At 44.0% G+C, this 21,288-nt stretch carries 27 protein-coding genes and 2 pseudogenes; 22 read left to right on the top strand and 7 right to left on the bottom strand.

Annotation, left to right across the window (positions count from 1 at the left end):
• The first annotated feature begins 11 nt into the window (after positions 1–11).
• From murA to KXZ66_RS19310, 18 genes and pseudogenes are all read left to right on the top strand, one after another.
• On the top strand, positions 12–1,322 hold the full coding sequence (murA, locus tag KXZ66_RS19395; RefSeq protein ID WP_003227695.1) for a UDP-N-acetylglucosamine 1-carboxyvinyltransferase: 1,311 nt from the start codon (positions 12–14) through the stop codon (positions 1,320–1,322).
• 195 nt (positions 1,323–1,517) lie between these two features.
• Positions 1,518–2,549: a stage II sporulation protein D gene (gene spoIID / locus KXZ66_RS19390; RefSeq protein ID WP_038829831.1), complete on the top strand. Its 1,032-nt coding sequence runs from the start codon at positions 1,518–1,520 to the stop codon at positions 2,547–2,549.
• 385 nt (positions 2,550–2,934) lie between these two features.
• Positions 2,935–3,618, top strand: coding sequence for a vWA domain-containing protein (locus KXZ66_RS19385; protein ID WP_103804179.1), 684 nt, complete (start codon positions 2,935–2,937; stop codon positions 3,616–3,618).
• A 130-nt stretch (positions 3,619–3,748) separates the two neighbouring features.
• Positions 3,749–3,889 carry a hypothetical protein gene (locus KXZ66_RS19380; protein ID WP_014478246.1) on the top strand — a complete coding sequence of 47 codons (141 nt, stop codon included), beginning with the start codon at positions 3,749–3,751 and terminating at the stop codon, positions 3,887–3,889.
• 52 nt (positions 3,890–3,941) lie between these two features.
• Positions 3,942–4,616 (top strand): vWA domain-containing protein, encoded by a 675-nt coding sequence (locus tag KXZ66_RS19375; protein ID WP_003243553.1) that lies wholly within the window; start codon positions 3,942–3,944, stop codon positions 4,614–4,616.
• Positions 4,617–4,710: 94 nt separating this feature from the next.
• On the top strand, positions 4,711–4,872 hold the full coding sequence (locus KXZ66_RS19370; RefSeq protein WP_014478245.1) for a hypothetical protein: 162 nt from the start codon (positions 4,711–4,713) through the stop codon (positions 4,870–4,872).
• Positions 4,873–5,104: 232 nt separating this feature from the next.
• Positions 5,105–5,893 (top strand): formate dehydrogenase accessory sulfurtransferase FdhD, encoded by a 789-nt coding sequence (fdhD, locus tag KXZ66_RS19365; protein WP_032727044.1) that lies wholly within the window; start codon positions 5,105–5,107, stop codon positions 5,891–5,893.
• Between the two features lie 15 nt (positions 5,894–5,908).
• A complete protein-coding gene (gene moaA, locus KXZ66_RS19360; RefSeq protein ID WP_015483814.1) occupies positions 5,909–6,934 on the top strand; it encodes a GTP 3',8-cyclase MoaA in 1,026 nt (341 codons plus the stop codon).
• Positions 6,935–7,126: 192 nt separating this feature from the next.
• Positions 7,127–8,260 (top strand): response regulator aspartate phosphatase RapB, encoded by a 1,134-nt coding sequence (rapB, locus tag KXZ66_RS19355; RefSeq protein ID WP_163138405.1) that lies wholly within the window; start codon positions 7,127–7,129, stop codon positions 8,258–8,260.
• 153 nt (positions 8,261–8,413) lie between these two features.
• Positions 8,414–8,893, top strand: coding sequence for a hypothetical protein (locus KXZ66_RS19350; RefSeq protein WP_003244390.1), 480 nt, complete (start codon positions 8,414–8,416; stop codon positions 8,891–8,893).
• A 72-nt stretch (positions 8,894–8,965) separates the two neighbouring features.
• Positions 8,966–9,154, top strand: coding sequence for a stress response protein CsbD (gene csbD, locus KXZ66_RS19345; protein WP_003227718.1), 189 nt, complete (start codon positions 8,966–8,968; stop codon positions 9,152–9,154).
• A gap of 212 nt (positions 9,155–9,366) precedes the next feature.
• A pseudogene (locus tag KXZ66_RS22775) lies at positions 9,367–9,535 on the top strand (urea ABC transporter substrate-binding protein); the annotation flags it as partial.
• A gap of 277 nt (positions 9,536–9,812) precedes the next feature.
• Positions 9,813–9,973: pseudogene (locus tag KXZ66_RS19335) on the top strand (hypothetical protein).
• Positions 9,974–10,167: 194 nt separating this feature from the next.
• Complete coding sequence (gene ureA, locus KXZ66_RS19330; RefSeq protein WP_003227724.1) at positions 10,168–10,485, top strand: urease subunit gamma; 318 nt, start codon at positions 10,168–10,170, stop codon at positions 10,483–10,485.
• Positions 10,482–10,856, top strand: coding sequence for an urease subunit beta (ureB, locus tag KXZ66_RS19325; RefSeq protein WP_003227726.1), 375 nt, complete (start codon positions 10,482–10,484; stop codon positions 10,854–10,856). The genes ureA and ureB overlap by 4 nt, the downstream gene beginning before the upstream one ends.
• A complete protein-coding gene (gene ureC, locus KXZ66_RS19320; protein ID WP_021480801.1) occupies positions 10,853–12,562 on the top strand; it encodes an urease subunit alpha in 1,710 nt (569 codons plus the stop codon). The genes ureB and ureC overlap by 4 nt, the downstream gene beginning before the upstream one ends.
• 134 nt (positions 12,563–12,696) lie before the next feature.
• Complete coding sequence (locus KXZ66_RS19315; RefSeq protein WP_003227734.1) at positions 12,697–13,098, top strand: Rrf2 family transcriptional regulator; 402 nt, start codon at positions 12,697–12,699, stop codon at positions 13,096–13,098.
• Positions 13,099–13,165: 67 nt separating this feature from the next.
• Complete coding sequence (locus KXZ66_RS19310) at positions 13,166–13,807, top strand: NAD(P)-dependent oxidoreductase (protein ID WP_128747265.1); 642 nt, start codon at positions 13,166–13,168, stop codon at positions 13,805–13,807.
• Positions 13,808–13,841: 34 nt separating this feature from the next.
• Here the strand turns inward: KXZ66_RS19310 and KXZ66_RS19305 are convergent, their stop codons facing one another.
• Positions 13,842–14,225 (bottom strand): DUF5362 family protein, encoded by a 384-nt coding sequence (locus KXZ66_RS19305; protein WP_003227738.1) that lies wholly within the window; start codon positions 14,223–14,225, stop codon positions 13,842–13,844.
• A 144-nt stretch (positions 14,226–14,369) separates the two neighbouring features.
• Between KXZ66_RS19305 and mta the strand changes: the two genes are divergently transcribed.
• Positions 14,370–15,143, top strand: a complete 774-nt coding sequence (gene mta / locus KXZ66_RS19300; protein ID WP_041850428.1) for a transcriptional activator Mta — start codon at positions 14,370–14,372, stop codon at positions 15,141–15,143.
• A 23-nt stretch (positions 15,144–15,166) separates the two neighbouring features.
• On the opposite strand, the gene cls is transcribed toward mta, so the two are convergent.
• Complete coding sequence (gene cls / locus KXZ66_RS19295) at positions 15,167–16,615, bottom strand: cardiolipin synthase (protein ID WP_003243311.1); 1,449 nt, start codon at positions 16,613–16,615, stop codon at positions 15,167–15,169.
• Between the two features lie 242 nt (positions 16,616–16,857).
• Here cls and KXZ66_RS19290 point away from each other — a divergent pair, with 242 nt between their 5' ends.
• A complete protein-coding gene (locus tag KXZ66_RS19290) occupies positions 16,858–17,292 on the top strand; it encodes a DUF5392 family protein (protein WP_003244359.1) in 435 nt (144 codons plus the stop codon).
• On the opposite strand, the gene KXZ66_RS19285 is transcribed toward KXZ66_RS19290, so the two are convergent.
• From KXZ66_RS19285 to KXZ66_RS19275, 3 genes are all read right to left on the bottom strand, one after another.
• Complete coding sequence (locus KXZ66_RS19285; RefSeq protein ID WP_017696029.1) at positions 17,289–17,420, bottom strand: hypothetical protein; 132 nt, start codon at positions 17,418–17,420, stop codon at positions 17,289–17,291. The two genes, KXZ66_RS19290 and KXZ66_RS19285, sit on opposite strands and share 4 nt — an antisense overlap.
• Before the next feature lie 158 nt (positions 17,421–17,578).
• Positions 17,579–18,097, bottom strand: a complete 519-nt coding sequence (locus KXZ66_RS19280; RefSeq protein WP_041850429.1) for a DUF5362 family protein — start codon at positions 18,095–18,097, stop codon at positions 17,579–17,581.
• Positions 18,094–18,585, bottom strand: a complete 492-nt coding sequence (locus KXZ66_RS19275) for a GNAT family N-acetyltransferase (RefSeq protein WP_080332563.1) — start codon at positions 18,583–18,585, stop codon at positions 18,094–18,096. Before KXZ66_RS19275 ends, KXZ66_RS19280 begins: the two co-directional genes overlap by 4 nt.
• 140 nt (positions 18,586–18,725) lie before the next feature.
• On the opposite strand from KXZ66_RS19275, the gene spoIIQ reads away from it, so the two are divergent.
• Complete coding sequence (spoIIQ, locus tag KXZ66_RS19270) at positions 18,726–19,598, top strand: stage II sporulation protein SpoIIQ (protein ID WP_021480797.1); 873 nt, start codon at positions 18,726–18,728, stop codon at positions 19,596–19,598.
• Between the two features lie 110 nt (positions 19,599–19,708).
• The gene (locus KXZ66_RS19265) at positions 19,709–20,131 is read left to right on the top strand and encodes a VanZ family protein (RefSeq protein WP_125121099.1); all 423 of its coding nucleotides are present in this window, start codon (positions 19,709–19,711) and stop codon (positions 20,129–20,131) included.
• 40 nt (positions 20,132–20,171) lie between these two features.
• Here the strand turns inward: KXZ66_RS19265 and bcrC are convergent, their stop codons facing one another.
• Both bcrC and KXZ66_RS19255 read right to left on the bottom strand, forming a co-directional pair.
• Entirely contained in the window at positions 20,172–20,753 is a 582-nt protein-coding gene (gene bcrC / locus KXZ66_RS19260; RefSeq protein WP_015714854.1) for an undecaprenyl-diphosphate phosphatase BcrC, read from the bottom strand.
• Between the two features lie 180 nt (positions 20,754–20,933).
• Entirely contained in the window at positions 20,934–21,284 is a 351-nt protein-coding gene (locus KXZ66_RS19255) for a P-II family nitrogen regulator (protein ID WP_003221829.1), read from the bottom strand.
• Between the last annotated feature and the right edge of the window lie 4 nt (positions 21,285–21,288).

Below are 21,288 nucleotides of genomic sequence, written 5' to 3'. Positions count from 1 at the left end.
AGGGGAATACCTTGGAAAAAATCATCGTCCGCGGCGGTCAGAAGTTAAACGGCACAGTCAAAGTTGAAGGCGCTAAAAATGCCGTTTTACCTGTTATCGCTGCATCTTTATTAGCAAGTGAAGAAAAAAGCGTAATTTGTGATGTACCTACGCTCTCCGATGTATATACAATTAACGAAGTGTTGCGTCATTTAGGAGCAGATGTGCATTTTGAAAATAATGAAGTGACTGTAAATGCTTCATACGCTTTGCAAACTGAAGCACCTTTTGAATATGTTCGTAAAATGCGTGCGTCTGTGCTTGTCATGGGGCCGCTTCTTGCGCGTACAGGTCATGCAAGAGTTGCACTTCCGGGCGGATGCGCAATTGGTTCCAGACCGATTGATCAGCATTTAAAAGGTTTTGAAGCAATGGGCGCAGAAATCAAAGTCGGTAATGGCTTCATTGAAGCTGAAGTAAAAGGCAGACTGCAAGGCGCAAAAATTTATCTGGACTTCCCAAGTGTAGGAGCTACAGAGAACCTGATTATGGCAGCCGCTCTAGCTGAAGGAACAACAACGCTGGAAAACGTGGCAAAAGAACCCGAAATCGTTGATTTAGCAAACTATATCAACGGCATGGGCGGAAAAATCCGCGGAGCTGGCACCGGCACCATCAAAATTGAAGGAGTCGAAAAGCTTCACGGCGTAAAACACCATATTATTCCTGACCGTATTGAAGCGGGCACATTTATGGTTGCTGCTGCAATCACTGAAGGAAACGTATTAGTAAAAGGAGCGGTTCCTGAGCACCTCACCTCTTTAATTGCAAAAATGGAAGAGATGGGTGTAACAATTAAGGATGAAGGTGAAGGTCTGCGTGTCATCGGCCCGAAAGAACTTAAACCGATTGACATCAAAACAATGCCTCACCCGGGCTTCCCGACTGATATGCAGTCACAAATGATGGCGCTTCTGCTTCGTGCAAGCGGCACAAGCATGATTACAGAAACCGTTTTTGAAAACCGTTTTATGCATGCGGAAGAATTCCGCCGTATGAATGGTGATATCAAGATTGAAGGACGTTCTGTCATCATTAACGGTCCTGTACAGCTTCAGGGAGCTGAAGTTGCAGCGACTGATTTGCGTGCAGGTGCAGCGCTGATTCTTGCGGGGTTAGTGGCTGAAGGTCACACACGTGTTACTGAATTGAAGCACTTAGACCGCGGTTACGTTGATTTCCATCAGAAGCTTGCCGCTCTGGGCGCAGACATCGAACGTGTAAATGATGAGTCTGCTTCTGAGCAAGAGAATAAAGAAGTCGTTTCTGACTTAAATGCATAAACTTACTTGAAAATCAGTATGTCACTCTGGCATACTGGTTTTTTATTTTTTGTGTATTATCATCATTATGCGCAAAATAGCAAAAAAGAATACGTAAATGACAAATAAAGTTTCTGTCCAAAACGAGAGTCATATTAGCTTGTCCCTGCCCATAGACTAGACTAGAGTCGAATCCCGAGCAGGAGGCAGCTGAATATGAAACAATTCGCAATCACACTATCCGTACTATGTGCATTGATTCTCTTGGTTCCCACACTCTTGGTTATACCATTCCAGCATAATAAGGAAGCGGGGGCCAGCGTAGAATCAGAAAAGACAGCAGTCAGCACGAAACCAGCATCGAAAGGAGCAGAGACATTGAAAGCATCACCTGTTTCTATTCCCGTCTATCGAACCGCAAATCAATCCGTAGAAAACATTCCGCTTGAAGAGTATGTGATTGGAGTCGTCGCCTCCGAAATGCCGGCAACCTTTGAATCTGAAGCACTGAAAGCCCAGGCCCTCGCCGCCAGAACATTTATTGTCAGACTGATGGTGTCAAATTCAGCGGTTGAGGCTCCTAAAGGCTCACTGGTGGATGATACACAGATGTTCCAGGTGTATAAAAACAAAGCGGAGCTGAAAAAACAGTGGGGCACAAGCTATGAGACAAAACTGAAGAAAATCACAGCTGCGGTAGCCAGTACGCAAGGCAAAATCTTAACGTACAACAACCAGCCGATTGAAGCCTCCTTTTTCTCCACAAGCAACGGCTACACAGAGAATGCAGAAGCTTATTGGACAAGTGCTATCCCATATTTAAAAAGCGTCAAAAGCCCATGGGATAAAAAGTCTCCGAAATATAAGGCAACGAAAACCTTTACAGTGGCAGAATTTCAGCAAAAGCTTGGCGTCAAGCTGGATGGATCTAGCGCAGTAGGGAAGATTACCGGCGAGACACCGGGCCACCAGGTCGCAACTGCCGTCATTAACGGCAAGACGCTGAAAGGAAGAGACATACGTGAAAAGCTGGGTCTCAACTCCGCCGATTTTGAATGGAAGCGAAATGGAGACACAATTACAGTCACGACGAGAGGATTTGGCCACGGTGTTGGGATGAGCCAATACGGAGCGAATTTTATGGCCAAAGAAGGCAAAACGGTTGATGACATTGTAAAGTACTATTACCAAGGCACACAAATTTCTGAGGCAGATGCGTTTTTGAATAAATATATGGCGAAAAAGTAGAAAAAGACGCTCATTGGGCGTCTTTTTCTGTTCCTGAATATCTTTTATCTAAGAGCAGCTGAAACGGTTTAGAGGAGCTTCTGACCATCTTTAAGGATCAGTCCTTTTTTCCTGATTTCAGGCTTTGAGATTGTGGTAAAGTCATCCACATTTGTCGACAGACTTCGACAGACTCATATAACGAAAGCCGAAAGGCGGACAATCTTCTCTTTTCATAGGGGCGTTAGGTGGAAATCACTAATAAAAACATAGGTTTCTATGCAAAAGTAAACAACAGCAATGGGGAAGCCCGCCCTATTTATTTCTCGGTTTTTGTTGATTACGATAGATTATGTTCAGCGTTGAACATCTGCACGCAGAAACAAATTGGTAAAGGGGTACGAACATGAAGAAAAGATTTTCACTGATCATGATGACAGGATTGCTTTTTGGATTAACTTCACCTGCTTTTGCAGCTGAAAAGACAGAAACGGAGGCTAAAGCGCCGGCGAACGTGGCGGTCTTGCTTGATGCCAGCGGAAGTATGGCGAAAAGAATAGATGGTGTATCTAAATTTAATTCAGCCAAAAAAGAAATTTCAAAGTTTGCGAGCTCATTGCCAGAAGGAACTCAGGTGAAAATGAGCGTGTTTGGCTCTGAAGGAAACAATAAAAATTCCGGAAAAGTTCAGTCATGTGAAGCCATTCGCAACGTATACGGCTTCCAAAGCTTTAACGAGCAAAGCTTCCTCAATTCTCTCAATACAATTGGGCCGACTGGCTGGACGCCAATTGGCAAAGCGCTGAACGAGGCGAAATCTTCTTTTGACCAGCTTGATGCAAAAGGGGAAAAAGTGGTGTATCTGTTGACAGACGGTGAGGAAACGTGCGGAGGAAACCCGATTAAAACAGCAAAGGAACTGCAAAAAGACAATATCACTGTTAATGTGATCGGCTTTGATTATAAAGAGGGATACAAAGGCCAGCTGAACGCAATTGCGAAAGTAGGCGGCGGTGAATACTTCCCGGCTTATACCCAAAAAGATGTTGAGAAAATTTTCACTCAGCAATCACTAATGTTATCTAAATAAGAAAAAAGAGGCTGGTGATGGTCAGCCTCTTTTTGTATGTAACAAAAACTTCAAAACTAATTAGCTGTCTGCCTGTAGCATAGTAGCAGATTTCCGTTTTTCTGTCATAATTAAGGCGAAAAAAGAATGAATGATCACACAATCTGTTTATGCTTTCTGGGCGGAAATGGCTAAAAATGAACGGCATTTCAAGCGATTTTGGACAGATCGTGAAAGCAGCACAAAAGGCAGCATGTCCTATATCTTTTTGCATTTTCGTATTCTAGCATAAAGAAGAATCCAACATATAGTTGGAAAATATGAAAAAGAAAGGAAGTAATCATATGAAAAAATTGCTGGCTGCCGGTATCATTGGATTGTTGACTGTTTCCATTGCCTCCCCGTCTTTTGCCGCTGAGAAACAGGCTGATACAAATGTAGCTGTTTTGTTTGACGGAAGCGGAAGCATGGTTCAAAAAACAGGAGGAGAGCGCAAAATAGACATTGCCAAAAAATCAGTAAAATCTTTTGCCGAACTTCTTCCAAAGGATACAAATCTTATGCTTCGCGTTTTCGGGCATGCAGGGAACAATAAACTGTCCGGTAAAGCCCTTTCGTGCAGTACGACGGAAACCATTTACGGCCTTCATCCATATGAAGGGTCTCTGTTTGACAATTCATTGAGTGAGCTCAAGCCGACTGGATGGACACCGATTGCCAAAGCACTTGCAGACACAAGAAAAGAATTTGAAGCATTTGATGCAGACGGGAAAAACGTGGTGTATTTAATCACTGACGGTGAAGAAACGTGCGGCGGAGACCCTGCGGCGGAAATCGAAAAGCTCCGTGCATCAAATGTGGATACGATTGTAAACATCATTGGCTTCAACTTTGATGTCAAGGGTAATGAAGAGATGAAACAAGCAGCTGTCGCTGGCGGCGGAGAATATATTTCAGCGAACAGTGCGGATGAGTTCGAACAGGCTTGGGAAAAAGAAGCACAAAAATTTACTGAGTAAGGAACCTAAAGATCAGGCGCTCCCCCAGGCGCCTTTTTTTATTGGTTTAAAAACAGTTTGGGCGGGAATGATACCCTAAAAAGGGGTTGAACATATGAAATTATTCGGAATGATTTTTCTTATAGCAACCGTTGCATTCATATTGCTTGGTGTTCTTCTAAAACTGGCAGCCTTCTTTTTTGTCAGCATTCTCACCTTGATCGCAGCTATTGTGCTGTTTACGGTTCTGAAAAAGAATCAGTATAATCAACCATAGAGTCCTTTCTATAGAGGGCTCTCAGCGTGTCGACAAGCCCAGCGTTCGTTGTCAATGCACATTGGTAAAAGGAATGGCGGCTAAATGCTTAGGCGCCCTGCCTAAACACCGCCGTCATCACATCCTGTGAAAGCCCTTTATATAGAGGGCTCTTTTTGTGTCTCAGAATTCGACAAAATCCGAGGAGTGTGAAAAAATATAAAGGCAGGAACATTGCGGAGGGGAAGAGACATTGAACGATAAAGTAACTGCGGTCAGGGATGTATGGCGCTATGAACAAGGGGAAATAAGCAAAGTAGAAGACCGGATGGTGACGGAATTCCCTTTGACAGTGATACTGAATGGCAGTGAATTTGTGACGCTCGTTTGTACGCCTGAGCATATCGAAGAGCTTGTCATCGGATTTCTCGCATCAGAGGGTGTTATACGATTTAAAAAAGAAATTAAAAGGTTTACAATAGATGAAAGTCTCGGTTTTGTATATGTCGACCTCGTTCACCCTGAGACATTGGATCAAAAGGATTATACGAAACGGGTGATCGGCTCATGCTGCGGAAAGGGCCGTCATTTTTATTTTCAGCAGGATGTCAAAACAGCCAAGACGGCTGTCAGCCAAATCAAGATATCGCCTGAGGCATGTCTGGCGCTTATGAAAGACATGCAGCAAGGGAGCGGGACGTTTCAGGATACGGGAGGCGTCCATAATGCGGCGCTTTGCGACACAGAGAAGCTTCTGTTGATGCGCACAGATATCGGTCGGCATAACGCACTTGATAAACTATACGGACACTGCCTTTTAAACGGGATGTCCGTACGCGACAAACTGATTGTGTTCAGCGGCAGAATCTCATCAGAGGTCCTGTTAAAAGCGGCCAAAATCGGCGTGTCGATTGTCATTTCCAAATCGGCCCCGACGGAGCTTGCGATTCAAATGGCTGAAGAATTGAATATCACAGCGATTGGATTTGTCAGAAACGGATCATTTAATGTATATACACACCCTGAGAGAATCAGGGAGTAGGAAGGGGCTGTAGCTATGATTACAGAGTCGCGTCAGATGTTGGATAAAAGAAACAGACCGCTGAGAGACCTTCGCATTTCTGTTACAGACCGCTGCAACTTCCGATGCACGTACTGTATGCCCGCCGAATTATTCGGCCCTGATTATCCTTTTTTAAAGAAAGAGGAGCTGCTTTCATTTGAGGAGCTGGAACGGCTTGCGACATTGTTTGTCACAAGATTTGGCGTTGAAAAAATCCGCTTGACCGGCGGAGAGCCCCTCATGAGAAAGGATATGCCGGAGTTAATCAAAAAACTGGCCCGCATACCGGGTATTCGTGACATCGCGATGACGACAAACGGATCACTGCTGCCTGTTTATGCTAAGAGGCTCAAGGAGGCTGGGCTGAAAAGGGTTACGATCAGCCTTGATTCTTTAGAAGACGAGCGTTTTAAGAAGATAAACGGGCGCGGTGTTTCTGTCAGCAAGGTGCTGGAAGGCATTGAAGCGGCGAAGCAAGCGGGGCTCGGTGTTAAAATCAATATGGTCGTTCAAAAGGGCGTCAATGAAAAAGATATACTGCCTATGGCCCGTTATTTTAAAGAAAAAGGGCATATCCTGAGATTCATTGAATTTATGGACGTAGGCAACACCAACCAATGGGAAAAAAAAGACGTCATGACAAAGGCGGAAATCATAGATTTGATCAATGAACACATGCCTGTTGAGCCGATAGCGCCTAATTATATAGGCGAAGTGGCTTCCAGATTCCGCTACTTGGACGGCTCCGGAGAAATCGGCGTCATATCATCTGTATCTGATGCGTTCTGCGGATCTTGCAACAGAGCCCGTCTTTCTGCAAGAGGAGAGCTGTTTACCTGCTTATTCGCTTCAAGCGGATTTGACCTCAGAGCTCCGGTTCGCCAGGAATTAAGTGATGACGAACTATCAGAAATGATCGGGACAGTATGGAAAAATCGGATCGATCAGTATTCAGTCGATCGTACGCTATCAAAAGCATCTGGCAAAAAGAAAGTGGAAATGTCTTATATTGGCGGGTAATATGAAGTCAAAAGCTTATCGGCACTGTCCGGTAAGCTTTTTTATTAGAATCCGAGTGCAAAAAATACGTATAAAAACCGAAATATATAAGGATAGGCATAAAGAAGGAATCATTGTAAGAAAATTTAATTCCAAAGCCATACATTATGATAAAATATAACCAATTAGAAAATTAGAAAGGGTTGGAGGGGCATGGCCGCGTACGAGATCCCGTCATCTCAAGTAGGAGTGAAAATCAATAAGTGGTATAAGCACATTTTAGCATTTCAAGTGGCTGATGCCGTAAAGCTGAAAGAAGAAATTGATCTAGATATCGAACAGATGGAAGAGGATCAGCTGCTTCTCCTGTATTATCAGCTGATCAGCTACCGGCACCAAATTATGCTGGATTATGTAAAGCCTGACCTGCACGAGGAATCTCAGCTTCAATATCGTGAATTGATCAAAACGCTGGAAAGCAATCAGGACAGCATCTCCGGATTATCTGAGTATTATTTTCACTTGTTTAGAGGAATGTACGAATTTGAACAGAACAATTACATCTCGGCTATATCCTTTTATCGGAAAGCTGAGAAGATGCTTGCGTTTGTAGAAGATGAAATTGAAAGAGCGGAATTTCATTTTAAAGTGGCGGAAGTCTTTTATATTATGAAGCAGACGCACTTTTCCATGAACCACGCCGTACAGGCGCTGGAGACGTATAAGGCTCACGATTTTTACAGAGTCAGAAGAATTCAATGCCATTTCGTCATATCAGGAAACTACATTGACTACAGAAATTATGAAAAAGCGCTTGAACATTTAGATGACGCGTATCGCCTTGCTTTATTGGAAGGACAGCCCCGTTTAATCGGATCAGCCCTTTATAACATTGGGAATTGCTATGATGACAAGGGGGAGCTGGATCAGGCCGCCGAATACTTTGAAAAAGCGCTTCCTGTCTTCGAGGATTATCAGCTGGAACAGCTTCCAAAAGCGCTCTTCAGCCTGACTCGCGTTCTTTTCAAAAAACAAGATAGCCAAGCCGCGATGCGGTACTATGAAAAAGGGATTGCCATTGCCCAAAATCGAAACGACTTCTTCAGTCTGGCAAAATATAAATTTCTGCAGGCATTATATGTGGAATCTGTCAATTTGGATATGATTCAAGAAGTATTTGATTATATGGAAGAAAAGGGCCTGTACGTATATATTGAAGAATTTGCTTTAGATGCTGCCTCCTATTTCAGTCATCGCGAACAATATAAAGAAGCGGTGTATTTTTATGAAAAAGCGGTCAGCATGAGAGAGATGATTCAAAGGAACGATTGCTTATATGAAGTATGAGGCAAAACCATCTGCTGGCAGATGGTTTTTTTTTATGCAAAAAAAGGGGAGCATCGGAACGTTTATTTCCGGGGAGAACAGGAAAAATCGCTACAGCACTGTTTTTTGAACAAAAGCCGTTTTGGGATGCATCTGCACGTGAGGGGGAATTCAATGTTTGGTTTTAATGATATGGTGAAGTTTCTGTGGTCTTTCCTCATTGTTCTGCCGCTTGTACAGATTATACATGTTTCAGGGCACAGCTTTATGGCTTTTATTTTTGGCGGAAAAGGATCGTTGGATATAGGCATGGGAAAAACGCTGCTTAAAATTGGACCCATACGGTTCAGAACGATTTATTTTATCGATTCTTTTTGCCGGTACGGGGAGTTGAAAATTGACAATCGATTCTCAAATGCACTCGTGTATGCAGGGGGCTGCTTGTTTAACCTCATCACGATTTTTGCAATCAATCTGCTGATTATACACAGTGTATTAAAGCCGAATGTGTTTTTCTATCAGTTTGTCTATTTTTCTACGTATTATGTGTTTTTTGCCCTGCTGCCGGTCCGATATTCGGAGAAAAAGTCATCAGACGGGCTGGCGATATACAAGGTGCTCCGTTACGGAGAGCGCTACGAAATCGATAAATAACATTAGAATGTTTATTGCCTCTCAGATCGGGAAGGTAACAAGTACACACATAATTGAGAGGGGAGAATTAACATGGGTAACGATAGTGTAAAAGACAAAATGAAGGGCGGCTTCAATAAAGCCAAAGGAGAAGTGAAGGATAAAGTCGGAGATATGGCTGACAGAACGGACATGCAGGCTGAAGGCAAAAAAGATAAGGCGAAAGGCGAAATCCAAAAGGATATCGGGAAAGCCAAGGATAAATTTTCAGATAAAGATTAATCGTACGGAAGAGGCAGGAAACGAAATGTTTCTTGTCTTTTTTTGTTCGCTTTTTCTGATGTGAATAAATATAACAAAAATAGAAGCTGATTTGGTCAAGGTAACTAAATTTTTTAAATATTCTTTGAATTAATAGGCCTCTTCTATATAATAATGACATAAGTTGTAAACTTTTATAACATCATTTGAAGAAATCAAACAAAGGGGTTTTGATGACGGAATGTACTGCACCGAAGAAAGTGTCGGAAGCCACGGGAGTGCGAAAAAACAGTTGATATCGACACAAGCGGGGATTCAGTGAAGGCTGGAATTCTTCACTCGTTAAGAGGAACGGTGGCGATCAGCGAAGTGACCGTCCATGATACGGAGTTAATGGCAATAGTCGGGTTCTCGGTATCGTGGAGGGCGGCGCCTCAGACTGGCTTCCATGCCATGCTTCCGGTTGCGGAGCGAAACAACGGGCTGCCATCAGGAATGTAACGTCTGGTTATGATCAATCGATGGTTTAGCACAGCCTTAGCATAGAGATTCACCCGGGGCAGATTGTTGCTGTATTAGGCCGACTCCGGCTAAACAGGGGGGCTATTTGTTTTAATCAAACGTTTGTTCAAAACGAAAAGGCGGCCAACAGCAGCAGCTTGCAATTGCCAGAGCGCTGATGGTAAATCTGAAAAATATTTTACTTAATGAACAATTGGGAGGAATTCAGATTTTAATTGTCGAACTAGTCAGACAAGTTATTATAGAAATTTCCAGAAAAAAAGACATTTCTGTTATCTTGGTCGAGCGCAGTCTGGAAAACGTGTTAATCTGTGCTGACTATCTTTCCGTGATCGACAGGGGAACGGTTGTTGACCATGGCAAGACTGATGAAGAAACGGCATGCCGCTTTGAAAGGCATCTTACCGTATGACCCCCATTCTCGAAGAAAGGGAGGTGATGTCCCGCCTGACTGTTCCGCAAATTCGTAGTAGCCGCATCTGCTTTATATGACAAAAGAAGGAGGACTACAGATGAAACTGACACCGGTTGAACAAGAGAAATTGCTCATTTTTGCAGCGGGGGAATTAGCCAAACAGCGAAAGGCGCGGGGCGTTCTGCTGAACTATCCTGAGGCTGCTGCTTATATCACCTGCTTTATTATGGAAGGCGCACGTGATGGGAAGGGAGTAGCAGAGCTGATGGAAGCCGGCCGCCATGTATTAACGGAAAAAGATGTGATGGAGGGTGTCCCTGAGATGCTTGACAGCATTCAGGTGGAGGCCACATTTCCGGATGGAGTAAAGCTTGTTACGGTACATCAGCCAATTTCTGCGGAGGTGAAGTCATGAAGCCGGGAGCATTTCAAATTGCTGAGGGAACCATTACGATTAATGAAGGCCGTGAGATACGGGAGGTAACGGTAAAAAACACCGGATCACGCTCCATTCAAGTCGGTTCGCATTTTCATTTTGCGGAGGCCAACGGGGCTTTATTATTTGACCGTGAGCTGGCGATCGGCATGCGTCTTGATGTTCCATCAGGCACGTCGGTCCGTTTTGAGCCGGGAGAGCAGAAAACGGTCTCACTAGTGGAAATCAGAGGACGCAAGACAATTAGAGGGCTGAACGGAATGGCCGACACGTTTATCGATGAACGCGGCAAAGAAAAAACGTTGGCCAACTTAAAACAAGCCGGCTGGATGGAGGGTGTAATCCGATGAAAATGTCACGGGAGGAATATGCGGAACTGTTTGGCCCGACAACGGGCGATAAAATCAGATTGGGCGACACGGATTTATGGATCGAAGTCGAAAGGGATTTCACAGTATATGGTGAAGAAATGATCTTTGGCGGCGGAAAAACAATCCGCGACGGCATGGGCCAAAATGGCAGAATCACAGGGAAGGACGGCGCTTTGGATTTAGTTATCACCAACGTCGTGCTATTGGATTACACAGGCATTGTCAAAGGGGATGTCGGTGTGAAAGACGGCCGGATTGTCGGTGTCGGAAAAAGCGGAAATCCTGATATCATGGATGGAGTCGATCCGCACATGGTCATCGGAGCGGGGACAGAGGTGATTTCCGGTGAAGGCAAAATTTTAACAGCCGGGGGAGTGGACACGCACATTCATTTTATTTGTCCTCAGCAGATGGAAGTTGCGCTTTCTTCAGGTGTGACGACCCTTTTGGGAGGCGGAACAGGACCCGCTACAGGAAGCAAAGCGACAACATGTACATCCGGCGCGTGGTATATGGCAAGGATGCTGGAAGCGGCCGAGGAGTTTCCGATCAATGTCGGCTTCTTAGGGAAAGGGAATGCATCCGATAAAGCGCCGCTGATCGAGCAGGTGGAAGCAGGCGCCATCGGCCTTAAGCTTCATGAAGACTGGGGCACGACGCCAAGCGCCATTAAAACGTGTATGGAAGTCGTGGACGAGGCTGATATTCAAGTTGCCATCCATACCGATACGATTAACGAAGCGGGCTTTTTGGAAAACACGCTCGACGCAATCGGGGACCGGGTCATTCATACTTATCACATTGAAGGTGCAGGCGGCGGCCATGCCCCGGATATTATGAAGCTCGCCTCTTACGCGAACATTCTGCCGTCATCTACAACGCCAACCATTCCTTATACCGTTAATACGATGGATGAGCATCTTGACATGATGATGGTCTGCCACCATTTAGATGCGAAAGTGCCTGAAGATGTGGCGTTCAGCCATTCCAGAATCAGGGCGGCGACGATTGCCGCGGAGGATATTCTCCATGATATCGGTGCGATCAGCATGACATCATCGGATTCCCAAGCGATGGGGCGGGTCGGTGAAGTGATCATCCGAACATGGCAGGTAGCCGATAAAATGAAAAAGCAGCGCGGCGCTCTTGCCGGCGAAAATGGAAATGACAATGTGCGCGCAAAACGGTACATTGCAAAATACACGATTAATCCGGCAATTACGCACGGGCTCAGCCATGAAGTCGGCTCGGTGGAAAAAGGGAAGCTTGCTGATCTCGTTCTGTGGGACCCGGTATTTTTCGGCGTAAAACCGGAACTGGTCTTAAAGGGCGGCATGATTGCACGTGCGCAAATGGGAGATCCGAACGCGTCCATCCCGACTCCTGAACCGGTTTTCATGCGCCAAATGTATGCGTCTTACGGAAAAGCCAATCGCTCAACCTCGATTACATTTATGTCTCAGGCAAGCATAGAGCGTGGTGTGGCGGAAAGCTTAGGGCTGGAAAAAAGGATTTCTCCAGTCAAAAATATCAGAAAGCTGAGCAAGCTGGATATGAAGCTGAATTCGGCTTTGCCGAAGATTGAGATTGATCCAAAAACCTATCAGGTCTTTGCTGACGGGGAGGAATTGTCTTGCCAGCCTGTCGATTATGTCCCACTTGGACAAAGATATTTCTTATTCTGATAAGACGCGGCCGGAGTGCATCCGGCCGTTCTATTGACTAAAAACGGTGCACAAAACCCGTGTATTTAGTGTATATTAGATGTTGACAAACGAATCAAATGTAACTATTATAGTTACAACGGTGGTGAAAAAACATGATTAACAGCCGTCTTGCTGTTGCCATTCATATTTTATCCCTCATCTCGATGGATGAAAAAACATCTTCAGAAATCATTGCAGACAGTGTCAACACGAATCCAGTAGTCGTGCGAAGAATGATCAGCCTGCTGAAAAAAGCTGATATTCTCACATCACGCGCAGGGGTGCCGGGTGCAAGCCTTAAAAAAGATCCTGCTGATATTTCTCTTTTAGAAGTGTACCGGGCTGTCCAAAAGCAAGAAGAACTCTTTGCGGTTCATGAAAACCCGAATCCGAAATGTCCGGTAGGGAAAAAAATTCAGAACGCTCTGGATGAAACGTTTGAAAGTGTGCAAAGAGCGATGGAAAATGAACTGGCGAGCAAGTCATTAAAAGATGTTATGAATCATCTCTTTTAATCAAAAGGGATGACTTCTCACCGCTAACATGTAACTAAAATTGTTACAAATAAGGAGGAAATGAAAAATGAAAATTGGTATTATAGGCGCAAGCGGGAAAGCGGGAAACGAGATTTTGAAAGAAGCGAAAAAAAGAGGCCATGAAGTGACAGCCATCGTCAGAAACGCTTCAAAAGTGCAGGAGCAGGACGTAGCGATTTTGGAAAAAGATGTGTTTGAACTGACTGCGGAAGACATCAAGCCTTTCGACGCGGTCGTAAACGCTTTTGGAGCAGCACCCGGCCAAGAACATCTTCATGTTGAAGCAGGAAGAGCACTCATCAGCATTTTAAAGGACGCGAAGCACACAAGATTGCTTGTTGTTGGCGGAGCGGGAAGCCTGTTTGTTGATGAAGCCAAAACAACCCGTTTAATGGATACGCCGGAATTTCCGAAAGAATATTTGCCAACTGCATCAAATCAAGGCGAGAACCTGAAAGATTTGCAGCAGACAGACTCCATTTCCTGGACGTTCCTCAGTCCTGCGGCATTTTTTGATCCAGCAGGAAAACGGACTGGCTCTTACCAAAAAGGAAAAGACAATGTCATCGTAAATGCAAAAGGCGGCAGCTATATCAGCTATGCAGATTATGCCATTGCCGTGTTGGACGAGCTTGAACATCCCGAACACAAAAATGAACGCTTCACAGTGGTAAGCGAAGCGGAATAATAAAAAACCCGGAGCCAGCTCCGGGTTTTTCTCATTAATAAGTGCTGTACGTATCGCTGAAAAGGCCATCAGCAATCCCAAGCATTAAAAAGATGAAGAAGGCGATAATCGCAAGAATGGATACAGCAATGCTTACGATCAAATAAATCCCTTGCATCTTTACGAATTTCGCGTAATTCTCCAGCATTAAGTCTTCAGACTGTCCGCTATTGTGTTCAGCCATTTGGCCTGCTTCCCTAGCTGACCTCATCAAAAAGATACCGGAAATAATTTGCAGTACGCCTGGCACGGCACCGATTAGAAAAAAGAACGCGCCTGAAAGCGCGGTAATTGCGCCCATAATAATAAATAAAATGCCTGTAGCTTTTCCCCATTTCGAAATGCTGATGAGGGTTTTGTTCATTGTTTCAGGATTCATGTATACTGGCTCCCCTTTACAAAAAAATACTCACTTTTCTTTTATACACTATTTGTGAGAAGTTTTGTATATAGAAAATAACATTTTGGGGATTGACCCTAACGTTGCGTGATTGTTTACGATAAAAAAGAGGAGGTGTTATGTATGAAATATCAAGTTAAACAAGTGGCGGAGATATCAGGCGTTAGCATTCGGACGCTTCATCACTATGACAATATTGAGCTTCTGAATCCTTCAGCGCTTACTGATGCTGGGTATCGTTTGTACAGTGACGCAGACCTGGAAAGACTGCAGCAGATTTTATTTTTCAAGGAAATCGGGTTTCGTCTGGATGAGATTAAAGAGATGCTGGATCATCCGAATTTTGACCGGAAAGCGGCACTTCAGTCGCAAAAGGAGATATTGATGAAGAAAAAACAAAGAATGGATGTGATGATTCAAACAATTGACAGGACGCTTTTGTCCGTTGATGGAGGGGAAACGATGAATAAGAGGGATTTATTTGCCGGATTAAGCATGAAAGACATTGAAGAGCACCAGCAGACATACGCTGATGAAGTCAGAAAGCTGTATGGAAAGGAAATCGCAGAAGAAACAGAGAAAAGGACATCTGCATACTCGGCAGATGATTGGCGCACGATCATGGCTGAATTTGATTCGATTTACAGACGAATTGCGGCGCGAATGAAACATGGGCCCGATGATGCAGAGGTTCAGGCCGCTGTGGGGGCATTTCGCGATCATATTTGCCAATATCATTACGATTGCACACTCGACATTTTCAGAGGACTCGGGGAAGTGTATATCACTGACGAGCGATTTACCGATTCAATCAATCAATATGGAGAAGGTCTTGCCGCTTTTTTGCGGGAGGCAATCATCATTTACTGTGACCATCAGGAAAACCCCCGGCCGTAAAGGCCGGGGGTTTTTGGCGCATCTTATAAGATCGGCGACAACAGCCGCGAGACGGATTCTTTTATTCGAATCCACAACGGGCGCTGCAGATACTCCTCATAGGTGAATTTTCTGGATACTAGCAAATCTTCTTTAAAAGTTGAAACCAATTTTTTAGCAATGGTGATATCGTATATAAATGCATTAACCTCAAAATTCAGCCTGAAGCTTCGGACATCAATGTTGGCTGTGCCGACTGACGCGATTTCGTCATCCACCACAATGGTTTTCGCGTGAATAAAGCCGTTATCGTAAATATAGACAGTGGCTCCGGCTTTCAGCAGATCGCCGATATACGAAAGTGTCGCCCAGTATACAAAGGCGTGATCGGGCTTGTTCGGAATCATAATGTTAACGTCAATGCCCGAAAGGCAAGCGATCCTTAAAGCATCCAGCAGGCTTGCATCTGGGATAAAATAAGGTGTTTGTATCAAAATGGAACGCTTGGCGTTTGAAATCATTTTGATGTAGCCATTTTTAATTTGTTCCCATTCCGAATCAGGGCCGCTTGTGACAATCTGCATCCCGACGTTGCCTTTTGGGCCGTAATCAGGAAAGTGATTTGGAATATATGTCAGCGTATGGTGATGAGAAGCTTGGTTCCAGTCAAGGATGAACCGTGTTTGGATGGCGTGCACGGCCGTTCCTTGCAGCCGGATATGCGTATCCCGCCAATAACCGAATTTTGGATTAAGCCCTAGATACTCATCTCCGACGTTAAAGCCTCCGACATAACCGGTCATACCGTCTATGATCACAAGCTTTCGATGGTTCCGGTAATTCAGCCGCAGGTTAATCGGCCTGAGCTTTGACGGGAAAAAGACCTCCACATGCCCGCCAGCCTCGCGAAGCTCTTTAAAAAACTTTTTTCTCAGCGTTCTGGACCCGAGTTCATCATAAAGCACTCTGACCTGAACACCTTCTTTCGCCTTTTGGATGAGAGCGTCCCGCAATTTTTTGCCTAATTCATCGCCTTTATAAATATAATACTGTAAATGGATATGATCCTTTGCCTTTGAAATGTCACTCAGCAGCCGCTGAAATTTATCCCGTCCATCTGTAATGACGTCAACTGAATTATCCTCTGTAAACACAGCATGGTTATTCATAATCAGCATATAAATTAAATCTTTGTTATCAAAGGTTGCCCGGTTGTTAAACTGGAATTGCTTGGTTTCTAAATCTTCAAGCTGATGCTTCAGCAGCCTTTCAATTCCAATCTTTTTCCGGTCTTCCCATTGAAACAAATGCTTGCGTCTGAGATTATGGCCGAATAATAAGTATAAAATAAAGCCTAAAACGGGAATAAAGAAAAGAACAAGCAGCCACGCCCAAGATGCACTGGCATCGCGCCGTTCTTTGAAGATGACAATGATGGCCAAAAGAATATTTAAAATGAAAAAAAGTGATAAAAGGATGGAAGAAATACTCACTTTGTAACCCCGCTCATTCATATTTATCAAGAAGATTGCCATTAGTATTCCATGAATAACAGTGATCTGATTCCCATTACAAATTATAACACTCACATTTTAAAAGAATAAAGAGCGGCGATCCAGATTCTTCGTGAAAAATACGGGCAGATTTCTTTAAAACCAGCTTGCACCTGCGTTAAAATAAACACATATGATAACGTTCGTGAAGCTTGAAACATCAAATAAAGGGGGAGGATTACATGAACTTTTACAGAGTCGAACAAATGCCGGGGTTCATCAAAACAGAAATGCAAAAAATTCAAAAGGCCGTACAGCCTTTCATGAAAAAAACCGTCATTTACCGTTTTCTTGCTATTCCGCTTGCTGCATTCTCTCTCTTTAATTTAGCTGCTTTTCTATTTCATGCTTCAGCTGACAGGGAGTCCCTGATCAGCGCAGGCATATTCGCCCTTTTGGCGGCGCTCGGGCTCGCATTTTTTAAAGAGGCAGGCTATCAGCATAAACAAATCCAAAAAACGGTTCACATCTATATGCTGAACAGGATCAAAAAGAGCGAAATCCTTTCAGAAGAGCGGAAAAGCTCCTACGCACGACAAATAAAGGAAGAGCCTTTTGCGATGCGGAGTTTTGTTGAATTTTTGACTGAGGAAGACAGACGCAAAAAAATGTATTAAAGAAGAGCTGCACCCGGATTGTTGAGATTTTCCAGACGATCCGGGTGTGTTTTTTTGCATGCAGATACCCGAAATAAAAAGTGCGGTTTCGGATTGATTCCGACTTCATCCGTTTTTTTGATATTCATTTCAGGGTAACAGCGTTGCTTTGTTGATTTCCTCTACTAGAGATGTCTATTGTATGCTTGCTTCAGGATTTGGTGTTTACGCCGGCCTGCTTTGAATAGTCAAATAAAATAGGCATGGTTCCGTTTATATGGAACTCATGCCCTGTCCTGACTCATCATTATTCAAACACCGGATCATCCTCATAATAATAGGAATCCGGATCTTCATACGTATCGGTGTTTTCATAAGCGGCTATGCCGATAATCACCAGCAAGAAAATGGCCAAAATGATGCCAATCAGTCCCATGGCGATACTGGATGCTGCGTAAAACAGCTGCATTTTAATAAACGTTCCATAGTTCTCAAGCATGCTTTCACCCGCGGCGCCGGTAAGAGTTCCGTCGGCTTCCGCGGCTGCTTTTGCTGAGCGCATCAAAAATACGCCTGAAATAATGAGCAGTACGCCCGGGATGGCGCCAATCACTGTCATCAAGGCGGTCAGAGTGACCAGCGATCCCATAATGATTAACAAGATGCCAGAAATTTTGCCCCACTTGGCAATGTCGGATAGCGACTTGACAGCGGAGGCGCTCAGCTGGCGGGTCTCCTGTTCAACAGGTGCAGTCTCCTGTTCAACAAGGCTATTTTCTTCATTATGATTTTCAATTTCGTTTTCATCTTTATCCAGACTAATCATGAAAGCTCTCTCCCTAAAATTTTTAAATCGTATCTTTTCCCGTCCATTTCGGCGATGCCGGGGAATAGTCCCCATTCTGCAAACCCGTGCTTTTCAAACAGCTTCAGGCTTGGTTTATTATGCCCGAAAATGAAGGCCATAAGTGAGCGGATGCCAAGATTCGGGGCAATGCGGAGCGCTTCTTGAAGCAAATATGATCCAACACCTTTGCCGCGGCATGCTTCGTCAATGTATATGCTGACTTCCGCTGTTTTATTATAGGCTGGCCTTCCATAAAATGTTTCAAAGCTGATCCAGGCAGCGACGTTTCCGTTTTCATCCTCGGCCACATAGAGCGGACGTGACTCTGTATGTCCCGAAAACCATTCCATCCGGTCTTCAGGAGTTACCGGTTCGGTATCGGCTGTTACCATTCGAGAAGCAATCGTTGAATTATAAATCGCCACAACAGCCTCCAGATCTTTATTTTCAGCAAGGCGCAATGTCATGTTCATACGTTATTGGCACTCCTCTCAAAAAAATACATATTTTCGTTCAGTCTGTGCAAACTACATCTAAAAAAGTTTTTTTGGATAGGTTGTATATATTTTCAGAAAAGTGTTCAGAATGTTGCTGAGGTGATGAAACAATGAGAGAGGAAGAAAAGAAAACTTCTCAAGTCAAAAAACTTCAGCAGTTTTTTCGTAAACGCTGGGTGTTCCCTGCAATTTACTTAGTCAGTGCGGCCGTCATTTTAACAGCTGTCCTTTGGTATCAATCAGTATCAAATGATGAGGTAAAGGATCAGTTGGCTGATAACGGCGGAAACTCCGCATATGACAACAACGACGATGCAGTTGAAGTAGGAAAGTCAATGGAAAATGTCGCAATGCCGGTTGTTGATTCTGAAAACGTTTCTGTTGTGAAAAAGTTCTATGAAACCGATGCCGCAAAAGAAGAGAAAGAAGCAGCACTCGTTACCTATAATAACACGTACAGCCTAAGCAAAGGAATTGACTTAGCTGAGAAAGACGGAAAAGATTTCGATGTCTCTGCTTCTCTGAGCGGTACGGTTGTTAAAGCTGAAAAAGATCCAGTGCTGGGATATGTTGTGGAAGTAGAACATGCCGACGGTTTATCGACTGTGTATCAATCTCTTTCCGAAGTAAGCGTTGAGCAAGGTGACAAAATAAAACAAAATCAAGTGATCGGAAAATCTGGCAAGAACCTTTACAGTGAAGACAGCGGAAACCACGTGCACTTTGAAATCCGTAAAGATGGGGTCGCAATGAATCCGTTAAACTTTATGGACAAACCAGTTTCTTCTATTGAAAAAGCAGCAGCTGCTGAAGAAAAAGCTGCCACCCAAGAAACAGAAGAATCCATTCAGCAATCTTCCGAGAAAAAGGACGGATCAACTGAAAAAGGAACAGAAGAAAAATCCGGTGAGAAAAAGGATGATTCAACTGACAAATCTGGTTCCAAAGAAAGCAGCACAACAGAAGACACTGAACAGTCTTAATGAAGAAAACGTCTATCCTTGTGATGGGCGTTTTTTTCTGTTACTTTTTGCTTTGTTTTACCGTCTATGTAGTTACATGTAAATACGTACGTTATAAAGGAGGTTATGTCATGAACCGCCTATTGCTCGCAGGCTGGATCTTTTTTATCCTGCTTTCTGTCTGTACGGAAAGCTTCAGCGGCATGGTCGTATCGCAAACGGTGGCTTTTCATTTTCAGCCGCACCCTGATCTGTCTCAATTTTTAGTTATGGATTTTACTGAGCTTACTGTACCTGAAGCGTTTATTCAAAAAATCGGACACGCGTTTTCCTTCTTTGTGCTGACATATTTGCTGTGGATACAGCGGGGCAGCATAAGATCAGCTGCAGCCGGCTCATTTGCGTTTGCTTTTTTCACAGAAGTTCTTCAGCTCTTCTTCAGCAGGAATGGTTGTATTCGGGATGTGCTCATCGATGCTGTTGGAATTGGGTTGTTTTATGGTTTATATGTGTTGGCGAAGCGAAGAAAACAAGAGATGTATGAGAAATATTAAAGCCGGCTGTCTTGATTTCAGACGCCGGCTTTTGTCTTTCTTAGAAATTTTGATCGGTTGGTTTTTTTGTCAGTTTATTGATGATGGCTTCATAGATCCTCACGATCAAATCGACGAACGGGCGAAGCAGATCTGAAAATCTAAAGAAAAGGAACCCGATAATGATGGCGACAACGAGGCTGCCCAATACATCTACCGGATAGTGATGTCCCACCCAAATTCTCGAAAAGCCTGTCAATAGCCCAAAAATGACAAGCGGCCAGCCGATTTTGCGGTTTCTGAAAAGCATCGCAATAGAAATCGCTAATGCACCTGTCGTATGGTCACTTGGAAATGAAGCATCCGCAGCATGCGGAATCAGTGTATGCACTGTATGCGCAACGAACGGGCGCGGTTCGAAATAAACAAGCGTAATCAAATAGTTGATCACAAGGCCTGCAATTCCTGTGATGCCTGCGTATAGCACATGTTTTCTGCTTTGTGTGTTCCCAAACAGCCAGATTGCCAATAGGATAAGGGCATAGGCGACAATGGCATATTCCGTGATGAAGACCATAATGGAATCGAGAACTGAATTGTGATGAGATAGTCCATGGATTGCTTTAAAAATTTCGTAGTTCAAATAATCACCTTTTACATTTTTATATTTAGTAGACTAATCTTACTCATGAAAAGTTTCAAATAAAAATAGAGATTGTCTGAAATAACGGCGCTTGAAGAGAATTCGAAGAGGAATCGCGGTTTCTGGGGGGATTCTGTGCACAAAAAAAGAGATCCGGAGTGTCCGAATCTCGTACCGATATTAAAGTGCTTCAGGTCCTTCTTCGCCTGTGCGGATGTTGATCGTATTGCTGATTTCATAGACAAATATTTTACCGTCACCCGGTGATCCCGTTTTCAGCACCCTTTTAGCGGTCTCTGTCACTTGATCAACAGGAACCTTGCTGACCACGATTTCTATTTTTAAACGCTCGTATACATTGCTTTCTATTTTTACCCCTCGATAGAGCTCCGTATGTGCTTTTTGAAGGCCGCAGCCGTGTACATTGGAGAAAGTCAGAGAGGTCACTCCGATTTTTCCGAGTTCCTGCTTCAGCTTTTCAAAATTTGCCGGACGCGTTACAATTTCTACCTTGAACATTTGACCGCTCATAGCG

The organism is Bacillus sp. LJBS17, assembly GCF_019334685.1.
Taxonomy (GTDB): domain Bacteria; phylum Bacillota; class Bacilli; order Bacillales; family Bacillaceae; genus Bacillus; species Bacillus subtilis.
Note: the sequence above shows the minus strand (reverse complement) of the source record. Positions and strands in the feature narration are given on the sequence as shown.